Here is a 16,429-nt window from a genome sequence, read left to right as displayed (position 1 = left end):
TGTCGACTCTTCAGCCCAGCGCCTGCTCGACCGCGCGTCCGCAGGCTTGCGTGTCGGCGTTCCCGCCGAGGTCGCGCGTGCGCAGCGTCCGCTCCGAGAGCACCCGCTCGATGCCGGCGACGATCTCGGCTGCGGCCTCGCGCTCGCCGAGATGCTCCAGCATCATCGCTCCCGACCAGATCTGGCCGATCGGGTTGGCAATCCCCTGCCCCGCGATATCGGGTGCCGAGCCGTGCACCGGCTCGAACACGGACGGGAAGAGCCGGTCCGGGTTGATGTTGCCCGACGGCGCGATGCCGATGGTTCCGGTGCAGGCCGGGCCGAGGTCGGAGAGGATATCGCCGAAGAGGTTCGAGGCCACCACCACGTCGAACCGGTCCGGGTTCAGCACGAAATGCGCGGTCAGGATGTCGATGTGGTACTGGTCCCACCGGACATCGGGATATTTTTGCGCCACCGCCCGCACCCGCTCGTCCCAGAACGGCATGGTGATCGAAATGCCGTTCGACTTGGTTGCCGAGGTCAGATGCTTCTTCGGCCGGCTCTGCGCCAGCTCGAAGGCGAATGTCAGCACGCGATCGACGCCGTGGCGGGTGAAGACCGATTCCTGCACCGCGAACTCGCGCTCCGTGCCGGGAAACATCCGCCCGCCCGCGTTCGAATACTCGCCTTCGGTGTTCTCGCGGACCACCCAGAAGTCGATGTCACCGGGTTTGCGGCCGGCGAGCGGGCTGGCGACGCCCGGCATCAACCGTACCGGGCGCAGGTTGACGTACTGGTCGAACTCGCGCCGGAACTGGATCAGCGAACCCCAGAGCGAGATGTGGTCCGGCACGCGCTCGGGCATGCCGACGGCGCCGAAGAAGATCGCATCGTGAGAGCCGACGCGCTCCTTCCAGTCCTCGGGCATCATCCGCCCGTGCGCCTCGTAGTAGTCGCAGCTCGCGAAGCCGAACCAGTCCTGCAAGATCTCGAAACCGTGGCGGGCGGCAGCCCGCTCCAGCACCCGCACACCCTCCGGCACGACCTCCTTGCCGATGCCGTCGCCGGGAATCACCGCGATCCGGTAGCTGCGCTTCGTCCCGCCCATGCTGCTCGCCTCGTGTCGGCCCCCGCGCCTCACTTGCGCCGGCAGCCGACGACGTCAATGGCAAGCCACGGATCAGTTGATCGATCCTGTCGTCTCGCCGGGGCAGGCTTCCTGAGCGCGGGCGCGCAGCACGCGCTTCAGCCGCAGCGGCTGCGCACCATCGGCGCCCTCCAGGGTGCCGACGAGCGCGTCGGGTCCGGCCTTGCCGCGGAAGTTGACCGGGCCGACGCTCGTCTCGACCCGGAAGGCGACGGCCTTGGTGATGTCGTCGATCGTCACGGCCGTCTCGACCGGCGCGGGGAGGCCAGCGCCCTCGTAGACGACGTTGTCGCCTTTGGGCCAGCGCTTGAGGGTGATGCGCCGACCGGCCCGCGCTCCGTCTTCCGGCATCGTGCAGAGGTCGGCGTAGATATAGGTGCCGGAGACCCAGCGCGTCTGTGCCAGCGCCGGAGCGGTGGCCGCGGCGACGAGCGCGAGACCACCGAGGAGTCCGGTACGAACGAGGTGGCCGGCCGATGTCATGTCGATCCTTTCCTTCAGGCGGTTTGCGCCGCCCCGGACATGAAAGAATCGCGCCAGGTCAGGTTCCCTCGCCGCCCGGTCGGGAGGTGTGCCGGAGCACGCTCGACCCTATCCGGCGCTCGTGCTTCGCCACGCTTCGCGGCCAGCGCGGTCGAGGACGGCAAAGTCCTCGTCGCTCAGGTGGAGATCGGCGCCGGCTACGTTTTCTTCGAGGTGACCCGGATCACCGGTGCCGGGGATCGGCAAGATCACCGGGGAGCGCTTCAGGAGCCACGCGAGCGCCACCGCGCCGCCGCTCGCGCCGACACGCGCTGCGATCGATTCCAGGGCGGAGCCCGGACCGGTCAGCGATCCTTTGTCGAGGGGAGCCCAGGGGATGAAGCCGATGCCGTGCTGCTCGCAATAAGCCAGCACCGCCTCGCTGGTGCGGTCGACAAGGTTGTAGCGGTTCTGCACGCTCGCCACCGAGAAATAATTCTGGGCCGCCTCGATGTCCTCGACCGAGACCTCGGAGAGACCGACATGGCGGATCAGTCCCTCCTCCCGCATCCGGGCGATCGCCTCGAACTGGACCTCGCGGGGGCAGTCCGGCCCGATCCGGTGGAGTTGCCACAGGTCGATGCGCTCGAGCCCGAGGCGCCGTAGGCTCATCAGCACGCATTGGCGCAGATAGTCGGGATTGCCGACGGGGCGCCAGATGTCGGGACCGTGACGGGTCAGGCCGCCCTTCGTGGCGATGACGAGACCTTTGTAGGGATGAAGCGTCTCCCGGATCAGATCCTCGCTGACGAAGGGGCCGTAGCTGTCGGCGGTATCGATCAGGTCGATCCCGAGACCGGGCACCGCCCGCAGCGTCACCTTCGCCTTCTCGCGATCCGGAGGATCGCCCCAGATGCCCGCCCCGGTGACGCGCATCGCGCCGAACCCGAGACGGTGAACGGTGAGATCTCCGCCGATCGCGAAGGTGCCGGATGCCTCGACGCTCGCCATGCCTGTCTTCCTTTCGCAGCGCTCCCCTTGAGGGGAGAACCCGAAAGGCCGCCGCCGGGTCCGCCGCGCCGCGACCGACCCTTTTTCGCCCATACCCTGCGCGAACGAAGCGGTTCGCCCATGGATCGTGCGGGCGGGCTCCTCAGGCGGCCCGGATCGCGGCGAGGAAGTCCTCGACGTCGCGCCGCACGTTCTCGGATTGGATCGACAGTTCGGACGAGGCCATCATCACCTGCTGCGCCGCCGACCCAAACCCGCTCGACAGCGCCTGCACCTGCGCCCCGCTCATCGAGACGTCCTGAGTGCCGCGCGCCGCCCCGGGGGCGCTGCGGGCGATCTCGTATAGGCGCTCTCCTGGGCCCCCGCCGGGCAGCCGGGTGAGTATCGTTGCAATATGGAGCGGCTATCAATAAAAATGCGCCCGCTCAGGGAGCGGGCGCGAAGTCAGGGGATATCCGGAGAGGTCAGCGGGACCGAAACGATCCCGCCTAGTTTCCGAAGAGGTCAGCCCTCCTTCTTGCCGAGCGCGACGGCGACGAAGCGGGTCTGGCCCTTGGCGCTCTTCACCCGCATCAGCACGGCCTTGCGACCGTTCGACTCGGCGGCGCGGATCTGCGCCTGCACCTCGGAGGGCTTCGAGACGCTGGTGCCGGCGACATCGAGGATCACGTCGCCCTGCGAGATGCCCTTGGCCGCGGCCGGCCCGTCGGGATCGACATCCATCACTGCCACGCCCTCGTCGCCGAGGCCGACATCGTTGGCCGGCGCGAGGCTCAAGCCGAGCCGCGGCTGGCCGCCGGACGTGCTGTCGTCGCGGCTCGCCACCTTGGCATCGGTCGGCAGCGTGCCGAGTTCGACCGTCGCAACGTCGCTCTTGCCGTTGCGCAGGTAGGCGAGCTTCACCTCGGTGCCGGGCTTGAGGCCGGCGATGCGACGCGACAGATCGCGGGCATCGTTGACGGGCGCGCCGTTGACCGACTCGATCACGTCACCCGATTTCAGACCGGCCTTGGCCGCCGGCGTGCCGCTCTCGGCGTGATCGACCAGCGCACCTTTCGCCTTGTCGAGGCCAAGGCCTTCGGCGATGTCCTTGGTGACCGGTTGGACCTGAACGCCGAGATAACCGCGCACCACCTTGCCGTCGGTGCGAAGCTGCTCGACCACCGCCTGGACCGTCTCGGCAGGGATGGCAAAGGCGAGGCCGACCGAGCCGCCGGACGGCGAGGCGATCGCCGTGTTCACGCCCACGACCTCGCCGTTGACGTTGAAGGTTGGGCCGCCGGAATTGCCCTTGTTGATCGGCGCGTCGATCTGCAGGAAGTCGTCGTAGGGACCAGCACCGATGTCGCGGCCGCGGGCCGAGACGATGCCTGCCGTCACGGTGCCGCCGAGGCCGAACGGGTTGCCAATGGCCACAACCCAGTCGCCGACCCGCGGCGCGCCCTTGCCGAACTGGACGTAGGGATAGCTGCCGCTCTCGGTGATCTTGAGCAGCGCGATGTCGGTCTTGGGATCCTTGCCGATCACCTTGGCGTCGAGGGTGCGGCTGTCGTCGAGCGTGACCTGGACCGTCTTGGCCTTGTCGACGACGTGGTTGTTGGTGACCACGTAGCCGTCCGCCGAGATGATGAAGCCCGAGCCGACCGCACCGCGCTCACCGCGCTGCGGCATGCCGCGCCCGCCCGGACCACCCGGACCGCCTTGGCCGAAGCGCTTGAAGAACTCGCGGAGCTGCGGCGGCACCTGCTGCATGTTGGGGCCGCCCGAACTGTCGTCGTCATCGTCGGCGCTGTTGTCGAGCTTCACCTTCACGGCGACGACACCCGGCTTCACCTTGTCGACGACGTTGGCAAACGAGCCCGGCGGGTGCTCGGGCGCCTCGATCGGGGTCTTGGGCAGGGCCTGGGCATAGGCCGGCGTGGCGGGCTCGGTCAGGCCGAATCCGGCCGCGCCGCCCGCGACGAGGGCAGCCGCGGCGACGGAGGCGAAGGCGCGGCGGCGGACGGTCAGGGTCATGGGGTTCTCCGACGGACAAGGGTTTGGACGACCGCCCGTACCGGTTGGGGCATCGGGCAGCGATCCGTGGGATGAGTCCTAGAGGCCCCAGCCTGACGGCCGGATGGCGTGAAGATTACGGTTTGGACAGGTCCGGCGCGGCATCAGAGCTGCCCACGATGTTCAGGCCCGCCCGCCAGCGCAGATCGGCGAGGAGACCTGCCGGATGCGTGTCGAGCACCGGCGTGATCGGCAGACCCGCGGCGTTCAGGAGACCCGCTGCCCAGTGATTGCAGACGTTGCTGTACGAGAAACGGCCCGCGCCTTCGTAGAACAGGCTCGGACCATAGAGCCCCGGCCCGAGAGCGGCGGGCATGCCGTCGGCGAGGCGAAAGCTGGCATCGAGGCGGGCGAGGAGCCGGGCGAAACCCGCCCGTGACAGCGGCACCGCGGCGATCTCGGCCTGCGGGAAGCTCTCGCGAACGGGCTGGGCGAGCCCGACCACCTGGATCACGCCCTCGCTGCCGCCAGGCGTGAACAGGGCCGAAAGGGCAAGTCGCCAGTCGAAGGCGGCCAGCGTCGGCGTCGCCCGGTAGAAGCGCGCCTCGCCCCAGCCGAACTCGACATCGTCAAAGGCGCGAAACCGCGTCGCGATATTGCGCAGGGCCGCGCCGGCCCCCTCCCCCGTCAGGCTCTCACGGCGCAGGACCAAGCCCGCATGCCAGCCGTGGCTGACGAGGAATACGGTCTCTACGTCGGGGCCGGACGGCGGGTAGAGGCTCGGATCGCCGGGCTGCGCCGTCCAGAGTGTGAGCGCAACAAGCGCGGCGGCCAATCCGGCAAGCGCCAGAGCCAGCCGCCGCAGCCCCCTCACGCGTCGCTGAGCCGGGTCAAAGCTTCCTCGATCTTGACGAGCCGGGCCGCTTCCGCGTCGCGGCGCTCACGTTGCTCGTCCACCACCTCTTCGGGGGCGCGGGCGAGAAAGTCGGCATTGCCGAGCTTGCCGTCGATCTTGCCGATCTCGGTCCGCGCCTTTGCAGCCTCCTTCTTCAACCGCGCGACTTCCGCCGCGAGATCGACGATGCCCTCGAGCGGAAGCGCCGCCACGCTGCCGCGCACGAGGAGCTGCACCGCGTTCTTCGGAGCGGCCTCGGCGAAGCCGATCTCGGAGAGCCGGGCGAGGCGGACCAGCGTCTCGCTCCAGCGCTCGACGCGCTCACGCACCGCGGCGTCGGCGGCGACCAGCACCAGCGGTATCTGGGCGCCAGCGGGCACGTTGGTCTCGGAACGGGCCGAGCGGACCTCGGAGATCAGATCGACCAGCCAGCCGATCTCGGCCTCGGCCCGTGCGTCCTGATAGGCCGAGAGATCCGGCCAGGATTCGAGCGCGAGCAGGCCGCGCGGCGTCGGCAGCGCCTGCCCCTTGATCGCCCACAGCTCCTCCGTGAGGAAGGGCATGAACGGGTGCAGCAGCTTGGCAATCTGGTCGATCAGGAAGGCGACCGTCGCTTGCGTCTCCGCCCGCGCGGCCGGATCGACGCCCTCGCCCTGAAGCACGGGCTTGGCGAGTTCGAGATACCAGTCGCAGAAGACGTTCCAGACGAAGCGGTAGGCGGCCGCCGCCGCGTCGTTGAAGCGGTAGACGGTGATGGCCTGCGCCACCTCGGCCAATGCCTTGGCGGCCTCGGTGAGCGCCCAGGCGTTGAGCGTCTGCCGAACGTCTTCGGGCCGGAAATCGGCTTTGAGCTCGCAGCCGTTCATCTCGGCGAAGCGCGCCGCGTTCCAGAGTTTGGTCGCGAAGTTGCGGTAGCCCTCGACCCGTTGCGGCCCGAGCTTGATGTCGCGGCCGGGGGCGGCGAGCGCGGCCAGGGTGAAGCGCAGGGCATCCGCACCGAAGCGGTCGATCAGGTCGACCGGATCGACCACGTTGCCCTTCGACTTAGACATCTTCGCACCTTTCTCGTCGCGGACGAGGGTGTGCAGGTAGACGGTCTCGAACGGCGCCTGATCAGTCAGGTGCAGGCCCATCATCATCATCCGGGCGACCCAGAAGAAGATGATGTCCTTGCCCGTCACCAGGGTGTTGGTGGGGTAGAAGCGGGCCAGCTCCGGCGTCTTGTCCGGCCAGCCGAGCGTCGAGAATGGCCACAGCGCGGAGGAGAACCACGTATCGAGCACGTCGGGATCGCGGGTCAGCGTGACCTCGGAGCCGTGCTTGGCCTTAGCCTGAGCGAGCGCCTCCGCCTCGCTCTCCGCGACGAAGATGCCGCCCTCCGCATCGTACCAGACGGGAATCTGGTGGCCCCACCAGAGCTGGCGCGAGACGCACCACGGCTCGATGTTCTCCAGCCACTGGAAGAAGATCTTTTCGTAGTTCTCGGGCACGAACTTCGTCTGCCCGTCGCGCACCGCCTGCAGCGCGCGCTCGGCCAACGGCTTGACGTTCACGTACCACTGATCGGTCAGGTACGGCTCGATCACCACGCCCGAACGGTCGCCATGCGGCACCGCGTGGGTGTTCGGCTCGACCGCGCGCAGCAGGCCGCGCTCCTCCATCAGGGCGACGACCCGTTTGCGCGCCTCGAACCGGTCGAGGCCGTCGAGTGCCAGCGCCGCCTCTTCCGGCTCCGCATCGGTGAGGAAGTCGGCATTGCCGGCGATCTGGATCCGCGCCTCGGCATCGAGCACGTTGATCGGGCGGCAACTGTGACGGCGCCCGACCTCGAAATCGTTGAAATCGTGGGCCGGGGTGATCTTGACCGCGCCCGTGCCCTTTTCCGGATCGGAATAGGCGTCGGCGACGATCGGGATCAGCCGGTTGACCAGTGGCAGGCGAACGCGCTTGCCGACGAGATCGCGGTAGCGCTCGTCGTCCGGGTGGACGGCGACCGCCGTGTCGCCGAGCATCGTCTCGGGGCGGGTGGTCGCCACGGTGATGACCGCGCCGGTCTCCGCGCCGGTCTCGTCCACGACGGGGTAGTCGAAGTGCCAGAGGTGGCCCTTCACCTCGATCTGCTGCACCTCAAGGTCGGAGATCGCGGTCTGGAACTTCGGGTCCCAGTTCACCAGGCGCTTGTCGCGGTAGATCAGCCCCTGGCCGTGCAGGTCGACGAAGGTCTTGAGCACGGCCCGACTCAGGCCCTCGTCCATGGTGAAGCGCTCGCGCGACCAGTCGCAGGAGGCACCGAGCCGCTTGAGCTGGCCGATGATCGTGCCGCCGGATTCCTCCTTCCAGGCCCAGACTCGGCGCAGGAATTCTTCGCGGCCCAGCTCCCGGCGGCCCGGCTGCTGCGTCTCCATCAGCCGGCGCTCGACCACCATCTGCGTGGCGATGCCGGCATGGTCCGTGCCCGGCTGCCACAGCACGTCCTTGCCCCGCATCCGCTCGAAGCGAACGAGGATGTCCTGAATCGTGTTGTTCAGCGCGTGACCCATGTGCAGCGAGCCCGTCACGTTCGGCGGCGGGATCACGATGCTGAAGGGTTCGGCGCCGGCGCGCTCGGGACGGCCGGCGCGGAAGGCCTGGCCCTCTTCCCAGGCCGTTGAGACACGCGCCTCGACGGCGGCGGGGTCGAAGGTCTTGTCCATCATGGGCGGAGCGGGCTTTTCGAGGCGGCGTTCTGAAGAAATGTCGCCGCCGCTATCGGCCCGCCGCGGTGCCGCCGTCAACCGTCGGCCCGCTTATGCCGAGGGTTCGACCGTTCTGCCGGCGAGCGCTGGGTGTGTCAGCGCCCGCGGGCCACCCGCTCGATTTCGACGCGCACCATCCGCTCGACCATGTGCGGAAGGTTGTCATCGAGCCAGCTCTTCAGCATCGGCCGCAGCATCTCTTGGACCAAGTCCTCCAGCGTGCGGGCGTTCTGCGACAGCACCGTATGCGCGAGGAGCTGAAAGTTCTGGCCGACGCTCTCGACGGTGCGGGACGAGACGAGCCGCTCCGTCGCCTCCTCCTCGACCGCCGCGCGGACGCGCTCGCTCACCTTCGGAGCGGGTGCGGGCTCGGGCTCGAAGTCGAAGGGATCAGGCTTCGGGGGCGCAGGCTCGAAGGCGGGTTCGGGTTCCGGGTCGAATTCCGACATCCGGAAATCGATCTCGGGCATGTCGAAGGCCACGGGCTCGGGCTTTCGCACCGGTTCGGCGACCTCGGCGAGATCGAGCACGTCGTCATCGTCCGGCGGCGGAGCCGGAGGCGGCGGTGCTTCGGCCTCGGCGGCCTTCGGTGCTTGGTCGTCGGCAATGATGCGGCGGATCGAGGCGAGGATCTCCTCCATGGAGGGTTCCTGCGTCTTGTCCTGAACCTTAGGGCTCGCTGCGCTCATCGGGACGATACTCGGTGACGATTGACAAGACGATGATTAGGTTAACGAATTATTTCATCGCCTCACCCGGCATCAACCAGGGTCCGCCGCCGGCCAACAGGAAAACGCCGCCCGGACGGGTCCGTCAGCGGCCGTCGGGCGTGCGCACGCCGAACCAGAGATCGCGGACCTGATCGAGGTGCTCGCGGGCGCTGTAGGGCGTGACCGGCAGGCTGGTGAAGCGCACCGTAAGCCGGCCGACCGCCTGGACCACGTCGTAGGAGTTCACCACGCGGTCGCGCTGCGCGCGGATCAGAGCGACGCGGGCACTGAGCAGTTCCTGCTGCGCGTTGAGCACGTCGAGCGTGGTGCGCTGGCCGACACGGGCCTCCTCGCGCACACCGTTCAGCGCCACCTCGTTGGCCTGAACCTGGGCCTGCGAGGCGATCACCTGCGCCTTCGAGGCCTCGAGATTGCCCCAGGTCCGCACGATCGAGGCGCGGATCGTGTCGCGATCCTGATCGGCGATGAGGCGGGCGCGCCCGACATTCTCCTTGGCCTGCCGGATCGCCGCGTACTCGCCGCCACCCTGGTAGAGCGGAATGTTGACCCGCCCGACGATCGAGGCGGTGACGCCGTTGTCGCCAGGGAACTGCTGGTCGTAGCGCTGCTGCACGGCGCCGGTCACCTGCGCCTGCGGGTAGAGCACGCCTTCGGCCACCTTCACCTGCAGCTCTGCCACGTCCACGGCGTGTAGCGAGGAGAGGATCTGCGGATGCTCCTTGAGGCCGATGAGGATCGCCTGATCGAGCGAGCTGGGCACGTAGCGGTCGAGCGGCCGGCCGGGAGCGAGCTGACGCGGCTCGACGCCGATGATCTGCCGGAAGATGCCGATCGAGGCGCGCAGGGCCGCCTCCGCCGCGCTGACCTGGGAGCGGGCGCCGGCGAGGCGCGCCTCGGCCTGCGCGACGTCGGTGCGGGTCACCTCGCCGACGTTGAAGCGATCGCGGGTCTGACGGAGCTGCTCTTCGAGCACCTCGACGTTGTTGCGCTGGAGTTCGAGCGTCGCCGTGTCGCTCAGAACGTTCATGTAGGCCTGAGCCGCGTTGAACAGCGTGTTCATCTCGGTCTGGCGCAGGCCCTCGCGCGTTCCGAGCACGGTCGATTCGGCGGCCCGGACCCGGTTGTCCGTCTGAAAGCCGTCGAACAGGTTCTGGTTGACCGTGAGGCCGGCACCGCCCGGCACCGTCAGCCCGCGGCGGCCACTGATCTGCGCGCCCGAGATCGACCCCTGGAACTGCTGGACGCCGATATCGGCGGAGATCGCCGCGTTCGGCCGGTAACCGGCCTGGAAGCGATTCACGTCCTCGTCCGTGGCGCGCAGATTCGCCCGCGCCGCGTTCAGCGCTGGGTTCGCCTGGTAGGCGCGGGACAGCGCGCTCTCAAGAGTCTCGGCGGCGGCCGGACTGGCAACGACCAGCACCGATGCGACGGCACCAGCCAGCCGGAGCGCGGACCGCGCCGCAGGGTTCCGTTCTTTCACGTCGATCAGCCCTTGCGGTTTCTCGATTTGCCGTCCCGCCGCACCGCCGTGCCCACCCGGTTCGTCGTCGCAGTTGCCCTCAGGACATCTGCCGGACGACCCGCACCGTGAGGGTCGCGACAGGGGTGCCGCATGCACGCCCGTGCGTTGGAATGGCCAGCCCGCCTCGTGCGTCAGAGTAGCCGAGCTTGCGCCGTCAGCGACAGCGTTTCCCGCACCGCGGCGTCCGATTGGCGGTGGGTGCCTCAAAAAAGCGACACCCCTTCGGACTTAATCCCTGGTCGCCAAAAGAGCCGCGCACGCAGAGTTCCGCGCGAGCGCGAGCGGCCTCGCCGCCGACGGTTCTAGGTGACGTGGATGCGAGGCAAGTTCGGGCGCGATGCGCGCCGATCATGGGGCAGCGATATGTCTGCGGACGGGAATCAGCCCTGATTCAGAACGCGAAGCCGGGCTCGGTCGCGAAGCTCTTGAGCGCTGGCAGCGATGCATCGAACAACGCGCGCGACCCGAAGGCGTCGCCCGCCCGCACGAACAGCGTTGCCTTGGCATTCCGGTGCGGGCCGAGCACGCAGACCAACCGCCCGTCATCGGCCAGCTGATCGAGCAGAGCCTGCGGCCGGATTTCGACGCGGCCCTCGACCAGGATGGCGTCGAAGGCGCCTCCCTTGACCGGGGCGGCCAGGGCGCCCTGAACCACATCGGCGCCGTCACCGAGACGTTCGCGCGCGGCGCCGACGAGATCAACGGAGGATTCGAGGGCGACGACCTCGGCGCCGAGCCGGCGCAGGATGGCTGCGCCGTAGCCGTAGCCGGTGCCGACATCGAGGGTGCGGGTGCCGGGGCGAATCTTGAGGGCCTGAATCATGCGCGCCAGCACCATCGGAGCCGGCATCGCGCGGATTCCGTCCTCACCTGCATCGAAGGTCAGCGTCTGGTCGATATAGGCGAAATCCTCGCGGCCTGGCGGGACGAAACGCTCGCGGGGCACGGAGTCGAAGGCGTCGAGCACCGCGACGTCATTCACATCGAAGGTCCGGAGCTGGCAATCGACCATGAGGCGCCGCGCCTGAGCATAATCGAGCATGAGCCGTCCATCCCCTGCCGCCGCGCCAGAGCATTTCTCCGCCCGCCCGTCGAGCGGCGCTGGTCCGAGCGGGTCGGGTTGTCGTGGATCGCTCCCGGAATTGCAAGGCTCGCGCGAGCGCTCTGCACCGGGCCGAATAGGGTCGATTATCCTGACTGATCGGAAGTTTGGAGGCCTCGCCCGGAATCGAACCGGGGTGCAAGGATTTGCAGTCCTCTGCGTAACCACTCCGCCACGAGGCCTCGCCGCGTCGATGCGCGACGCTCCGGGCCGAGCGGCCGCTCCGGAGCGAGGCGTCTCTAGCAGAGGCGTGACCCGCTCGGCAACGGCCTTGTCGCGCGATCGACATGAAGGCTGCCGCTTCACCTCGGCACCGGGGAAAAATCGCCTCGTCGGCTCAGAAGGTGCAAAAAGCGTCGAAAGGACCCTTGCGCCCGCCACCGACGAAGGCTAATGACCCGCCAGCGCCGCCGAGGCGGCCGGGTGATCCCCGATAGCTCAGTTGGTAGAGCAAGCGACTGTTAATCGCTTTGTCGCAGGTTCGAGTCCTGCTCGGGGAGCCAAATCTTTCAAGCACTTAGCTAGTCTTCGGTCAGAGCGTGTTACCGCGCCTGTTACCGTCGTTGTTCTCGGGCTGTTTTCAGCCTGCGGGCTTCGCCTTCCGCCGTGCCGTTCGTAGCTCGGCCACGCGGCCCGACTGAACCACCGACCCGCGATTATAAAGCATTGTCGTCGACATCTGTGTGTGCGTCGCGGTGCGCATCACGTCGGCCGGCGCCGCCCCTGCCTCGAAGGCCTCGCTAACCGCCCCTGCCCTGCTGTCCATGTTCCAGATGCCGTCCGGCCAGCCCGAGGCGCGTGCGATCTCGCGGAACGTGCGGCTGAAGTGTGAGCGTCTCCACGGCAGGCCGGAGCGCTCATCGATGACCAGGGGCCCGACGCCGCGCGGCGGCATCTCGGCGAGCAGCTCGGGGTAGTGGCTGAGATCGTGCTCGGCGACCTCATTGCCGTTCGACTTCGACGTCGGCTTGCGCAGGATGGTCCCGTCGATGTGGTTCCAGACGAGCCCCCAATCCCAAACCCATGCACCGTCGGTGATGGCCCCAGCGATCCGGGATCGGGCCTCTGCGTCCGGCCGGTCCCACTCGCCGATCACGTCTTTCTGGCGAAGCCCGAGCTCGAACTGAAGGGTAACTGCGAGCGCGATACTCGGCCGGCCCGCCTCATGGGCGGCGGCGCGAAGCGCGACGATCATCTCGTGGCTCGGGCGGAGCTTGCGGGCGCGCGGTTGCCGGAACGTCGTCTTCGACAGCACGGCCGCCAACTCGATTGCGTCCCGGTCCCGCAACTCGCAGCCGTAGTTCACGACCCTGCGGAGCGTCTGGATGCAGGCGTAGGCGCCGCGCTCGCCGAGATCGTCCGTCCAGGCACGGTGCCAGCGCCGCACGTCGCGTCCAATGATGTCGGCCATGTGCTCGTCGCCGGCCGCCTCGACGAGGTGGCGTATATATTTGCCGTAGAAGACGCGCGTGTCGCGACGGCGCTCATGGATCGGCGAATCGGGGTCGGTCTCGAAGGCGCGGCAGATACAGCCGACGGTGCCGAGGGCGAACGCGTTCCGGCCCGGCTCGCGGCCGGCAGCCCACTCCAACATCTCGGCCTGCAGGATCGCGCAGCGCGACGCGATCTCCTGCGACGGCCAGTCTCCGAACAGGCGAACTGTCTTCGGCGTGAACCCCTTGGCCGCGAGCTTCTCGTCGGCCACCCAATAAAGATCGACGCGCCCGTTGTGGCGCTTCATCCGTTTAAGACCGGGCGCGTGCAACTCGTGCTCCGCTGGCATGGACACCCTCCTCCCTCCGGCTCTGATGCCGGGAAGAGGCATGGTCGCCGGTATGGTGGTAGCGGTCCAGAAATTCTCGGACAGCCGGCCAGTAGCGGCCGCCCATCATCGGATCGACCTTCGGGAGGCCGCTGCGTTCGAGCACGGCGGCGAGACCGCCCCATGCCTTCGCGCGCTTCGGGCCGAGCACGACTCGCGCGAGTTCGGCTTCGTCGGGATACAGGCAGGACGGCTCTTGAGCGGGCCCCTGACTGCGAACGCTACCCACGATCCGATCTCCCTTCTGTGGAGTTGGGGGCGAGGGCAGCGATCTCGCGGACCTCAATGCCGGCGGCGCTCGCCCGGCGAACCATATCGGTGGTGCCGCGGCCGCCGGGGAAGGCCAGCACCAGATCGGGGCGCCCCTCGTCGATCATGCGCTGGTTGCGGATCGGCCCGGCCGCACGCCCGTGTTTCGACCAGTCCGCGAGGTAGACGCGCTTTCGGACGCCGTACACGGCGCACCATTCGTCAGCCAGCTTGTCCGCGCCGGTCGGGCATCCGCCGTGGATGACGATGTGCTCGCTAACCGCGTTCCACGGCACGGGCTTGTATGGCGCCAGCGCGCGCACGATCGCACCCTTGTCGGTAAAGTCCCGACCGCCGCAGACCAGAACCCGCTGCGGCCCCTTCTGGCGCACCGCCTCGATCTCCGCGGCAACGCTCTTCTCACTTGCCATGACGATCATCCTCCTTCTGCACGACATGCAGCTTCGAGCGCTCGACGGGCTCGGACGGGTCCACGGGGACGAAGCGGTCGCCCTCGACCTCGCTGGCGAGATGCACCCGCACGCGGCCGGTCAGCATCTCCTGCAGGACGACGACCTTGGCGCCGTGTCGTAGCACGGTGGAGGAGGCGAACTCCGCGTCACGCGACAGCACCTCATGGTCGCGGCCGGTGCGGGGATCTCGGACCCGCTCGCGCAGGGGACGGGGTCGTGCTCCGTGGTCATCGGGTAGGCTCTGCGGTGGGAGGGGCGAGGCTGCATCCGGGCGGCGACCACGGCACGAGGGGCCGGTCGTAGCCGAGCATCAGCGGGTGCAGCGGGTGGCCGTCCTGGGCGGTGCCGAGGCACATCAGTTCGCGCCCGAGCGCCTGCGCGAATCCGAACGGCCGGCGCCAGCGCGTGCGGAGGTGCGGCGGCACCTTGGCGACCGGGCCCCAAGCCACGATGATGCGCTCGGCGGCTTCGAAGATCGCCCGCAGGTGCTGGTCCGCATCGAGACCGATCGGGTCGGCCGCCGTGCGCAGCGCCTTGATGTCGGTCGCCCGGAAGGCGAACAGGTTGCCGACGATGATCCGGCCGGCGCCGAGGCGCTGAGAGAAGCCGATCACCTTGCGGATCGTGTGGTCGTCCTCGACCGCGTCCGCAGTCGACGGGTTGACCATGATCCAGGCGACCGTCGGCCCGGCGAGCATGCTGCCGAGATCGCGTTCGAGCCGGTAGCGATACAGGCCGCAGGGAGAGATGATCGCGCTCAAGGCCGGCCTCCTTCGATCTCGGACGGGGCGGGGTGAGAGGCGAGATCCTGCTCCGCGATGGCGCAGAGGAAGTCGCAGGCCGGCACGATGGCGTCCGTGGTCGGATGGTCGGCCGGGATCTCGTCGATGAAGGCGCGCTCGCCGTTCAGTTCGGTCAGGCGGGCGCCGATCTCGCGGGCATAGGCTGCCGTGCGGGCGAACTCGGCCGGGAAGTGCTTCCGGTAGAGCGCCCAATAGCGGGGCGACTTCGCCTTGCCGCATCCGGTCAGGAGGCAGTTCGCGTTCGGGAAGCCCATTGCGTAGCTACGCGGCAGCTTCAGCCCGGCTCGCTCCACCATCGCGAGCGTTGCCGCCTTGGTGATGCCCTGCTCGATCAGCGGCGCGCGCACCGTCAGCTCGAAGTAGGTCTCGCGCAGCCGCTCGAAGCGCTCCACGTCGCCGCGGTCGGCCGTGTAGCCGAACACATGCACATCGTCGGGCCGCTGGAACGCGAGCCGCGGCGCGACCTTCATCAGGGTCGTGCACTGCGCGCCGTTGATGCCGGCGATGTAGCGACGGCGCTGCCACACGTTCCAGACAGAGCGGTCGGTCTCTGCCTGAAGGATCGTCACGGAGGCGTTCAACCACCGCATCACATCCGCCTCGAAGCGGTAATTGTCGGGGTCTTCGTTGTTCGTCTCGCAGCGAGCGATGATGGCGGCCGGGTCTTCCCGCAGGGTGAGAGCGGCGGCGATCGCACTGGCGGCGCCAGTGGACCACCACATGAGAGTGCGTCCCGCCATCACGCGCGCTCCCCCTCTGCGGTCGGGGTGTCGGATGGGGGGAGGACGGCCTTCCCCCCTCTCTCGACTGCGGAGGCGAGGGAGGTCGTGTCGGGAGAGGAGGTCATGCCCCCTCTCCCTTGCGAGAGGGGGCGCTGGTGCTGGTGGCGTTAAACGCCTTCATCCAATGCTGTTCGCGCCGGGCAACTCCGCGCGTGCGGCCGAGTTGGCCAAGCGGAGGTACCCCATGACCGACACGACGAACCGAACCGACGATCTCGCTGTAATCCAGTACGGAGCGACGGACCCACGAGCCGTTCCACTTCCCAGTAATCAGCGGTCGCAGGCTCATGAACAGCCCGCCGACGCACAGGATTGTTCTGACGAAGTTCCCGAGCAGAAGCGAGGTGACGCGGCCGAGGGATGATGCTGCCTCCGCGAAACTGTCGATGTTGGTACGGTAACCGGCAAGGACAGGCGCGTTCTGCAACCGAACGTCTTTGATTGAATTGGTCTGATTGGGCGTCAGAATATTCTGCGTCGCCCGGCGGAGTACGACGCTATGCCGACCCGGCCGCAACATCAGACGTGTGATGTACCCGAACAGGGACTTCCGCCCTGGGACAATCTTGATCTGTCCAGTATCGTCGGCAGACTTCCGATAGATCGCAGAGCTGTCGATGCTGCTCGCCTGCGCAAGGATCGGATCGCGGCGCAGGCCCGAAAGCTCGCCCAGGCTTAGCTTGCCCGCGAAACTGTCGATGATGAGCGGGCGCATCAG

Annotated in this window: 17 protein-coding genes and 2 tRNA genes; 1 reads left to right on the top strand and 18 read right to left on the bottom strand. The window is 68.2% G+C overall.

The features are described from left to right. Positions 1-10 precede the first annotated feature (10 nt). The 11 genes from FHU13_RS16025 to FHU13_RS15975 all read right to left on the bottom strand — a co-directional run bounded on the left by FHU13_RS16025 (position 11) and on the right by FHU13_RS15975 (position 11,764). Positions 11-1,090: a tartrate dehydrogenase gene (locus FHU13_RS16025; protein ID WP_183436854.1), complete on the bottom strand. Its 1,080-nt coding sequence runs from the start codon at positions 1,088-1,090 to the stop codon at positions 11-13. A 72-nt stretch (positions 1,091-1,162) separates the two neighbouring features. After that, entirely contained in the window at positions 1,163-1,612 is a 450-nt protein-coding gene (locus tag FHU13_RS16020; protein ID WP_183436853.1) for a hypothetical protein, read from the bottom strand. 108 nt (positions 1,613-1,720) lie between these two features. Then, positions 1,721-2,602 (bottom strand): aldo/keto reductase, encoded by an 882-nt coding sequence (locus tag FHU13_RS16015; protein ID WP_183436852.1) that lies wholly within the window; start codon positions 2,600-2,602, stop codon positions 1,721-1,723. 142 nt (positions 2,603-2,744) lie between these two features. Continuing rightward, positions 2,745-2,891: a hypothetical protein gene (locus FHU13_RS16010; protein ID WP_246714699.1), complete on the bottom strand. Its 147-nt coding sequence runs from the start codon at positions 2,889-2,891 to the stop codon at positions 2,745-2,747. Between the two features lie 215 nt (positions 2,892-3,106). Continuing rightward, complete coding sequence (locus FHU13_RS16005) at positions 3,107-4,618, bottom strand: Do family serine endopeptidase (protein ID WP_183436851.1); 1,512 nt, start codon at positions 4,616-4,618, stop codon at positions 3,107-3,109. 115 nt (positions 4,619-4,733) lie between these two features. Further along, positions 4,734-5,471: a DUF2459 domain-containing protein gene (locus FHU13_RS16000; protein ID WP_183436850.1), complete on the bottom strand. Its 738-nt coding sequence runs from the start codon at positions 5,469-5,471 to the stop codon at positions 4,734-4,736. Next, the gene (locus FHU13_RS15995) at positions 5,468-8,188 is read right to left on the bottom strand and encodes a valine--tRNA ligase (protein WP_183436849.1); all 2,721 of its coding nucleotides are present in this window, start codon (positions 8,186-8,188) and stop codon (positions 5,468-5,470) included. The genes FHU13_RS16000 and FHU13_RS15995 overlap by 4 nt, the downstream gene beginning before the upstream one ends. Positions 8,189-8,322: 134 nt before the next feature. Continuing rightward, the gene (locus tag FHU13_RS28245) at positions 8,323-8,916 is read right to left on the bottom strand and encodes a PopZ family protein (protein ID WP_183436848.1); all 594 of its coding nucleotides are present in this window, start codon (positions 8,914-8,916) and stop codon (positions 8,323-8,325) included. Between the two features lie 124 nt (positions 8,917-9,040). Beyond that, positions 9,041-10,438, bottom strand: a complete 1,398-nt coding sequence (locus FHU13_RS15985; RefSeq protein WP_312889598.1) for a TolC family outer membrane protein — start codon at positions 10,436-10,438, stop codon at positions 9,041-9,043. Positions 10,439-10,871: 433 nt separating this feature from the next. Next, a complete protein-coding gene (locus tag FHU13_RS15980) occupies positions 10,872-11,522 on the bottom strand; it encodes a protein-L-isoaspartate O-methyltransferase (RefSeq protein ID WP_183436847.1) in 651 nt (216 codons plus the stop codon). 168 nt (positions 11,523-11,690) lie between these two features. Continuing rightward, a tRNA-Cys gene (locus FHU13_RS15975) sits at positions 11,691-11,764 on the bottom strand. Positions 11,765-12,009: 245 nt separating this feature from the next. On the opposite strand from FHU13_RS15975, the gene FHU13_RS15970 reads away from it, so the two are divergent. After that, a tRNA-Asn gene (locus FHU13_RS15970) sits at positions 12,010-12,085 on the top strand. Between the two features lie 77 nt (positions 12,086-12,162). On the opposite strand, the gene FHU13_RS15965 is transcribed toward FHU13_RS15970, so the two are convergent. The 7 genes from FHU13_RS15965 to FHU13_RS15935 form a co-directional block, all read right to left on the bottom strand. Beyond that, entirely contained in the window at positions 12,163-13,365 is a 1,203-nt protein-coding gene (locus FHU13_RS15965) for an integrase (RefSeq protein WP_246714698.1), read from the bottom strand. Beyond that, complete coding sequence (locus tag FHU13_RS15960) at positions 13,328-13,633, bottom strand: hypothetical protein (RefSeq protein WP_183436846.1); 306 nt, start codon at positions 13,631-13,633, stop codon at positions 13,328-13,330. Before FHU13_RS15960 ends, FHU13_RS15965 begins: the two co-directional genes overlap by 38 nt. After that, positions 13,626-14,084, bottom strand: coding sequence for an SLOG family protein (locus FHU13_RS15955; RefSeq protein ID WP_183436845.1), 459 nt, complete (start codon positions 14,082-14,084; stop codon positions 13,626-13,628). The genes FHU13_RS15960 and FHU13_RS15955 overlap by 8 nt, the downstream gene beginning before the upstream one ends. After that, entirely contained in the window at positions 14,074-14,286 is a 213-nt protein-coding gene (locus tag FHU13_RS15950; RefSeq protein WP_183436844.1) for a hypothetical protein, read from the bottom strand. The genes FHU13_RS15955 and FHU13_RS15950 overlap by 11 nt, the downstream gene beginning before the upstream one ends. 67 nt (positions 14,287-14,353) lie before the next feature. Continuing rightward, a complete protein-coding gene (locus FHU13_RS15945; RefSeq protein WP_183436843.1) occupies positions 14,354-14,887 on the bottom strand; it encodes a DUF1643 domain-containing protein in 534 nt (177 codons plus the stop codon). Further along, positions 14,884-15,669: a hypothetical protein gene (locus tag FHU13_RS15940; RefSeq protein WP_210287680.1), complete on the bottom strand. Its 786-nt coding sequence runs from the start codon at positions 15,667-15,669 to the stop codon at positions 14,884-14,886. Before FHU13_RS15940 ends, FHU13_RS15945 begins: the two co-directional genes overlap by 4 nt. A gap of 103 nt (positions 15,670-15,772) precedes the next feature. Then, a complete protein-coding gene (locus FHU13_RS15935; protein ID WP_183436841.1) occupies positions 15,773-16,426 on the bottom strand; it encodes a hypothetical protein in 654 nt (217 codons plus the stop codon). Between the last annotated feature and the right edge of the window lie 3 nt (positions 16,427-16,429).

The organism is Methylobacterium sp. R2-1, assembly GCF_014191355.1.
GTDB lineage: Bacteria > Pseudomonadota > Alphaproteobacteria > Rhizobiales > Beijerinckiaceae > Methylobacterium.
The sequence above is the reverse complement of the archived record's forward strand: the minus strand, read 5'-3'. Positions and strand labels throughout refer to the sequence as shown.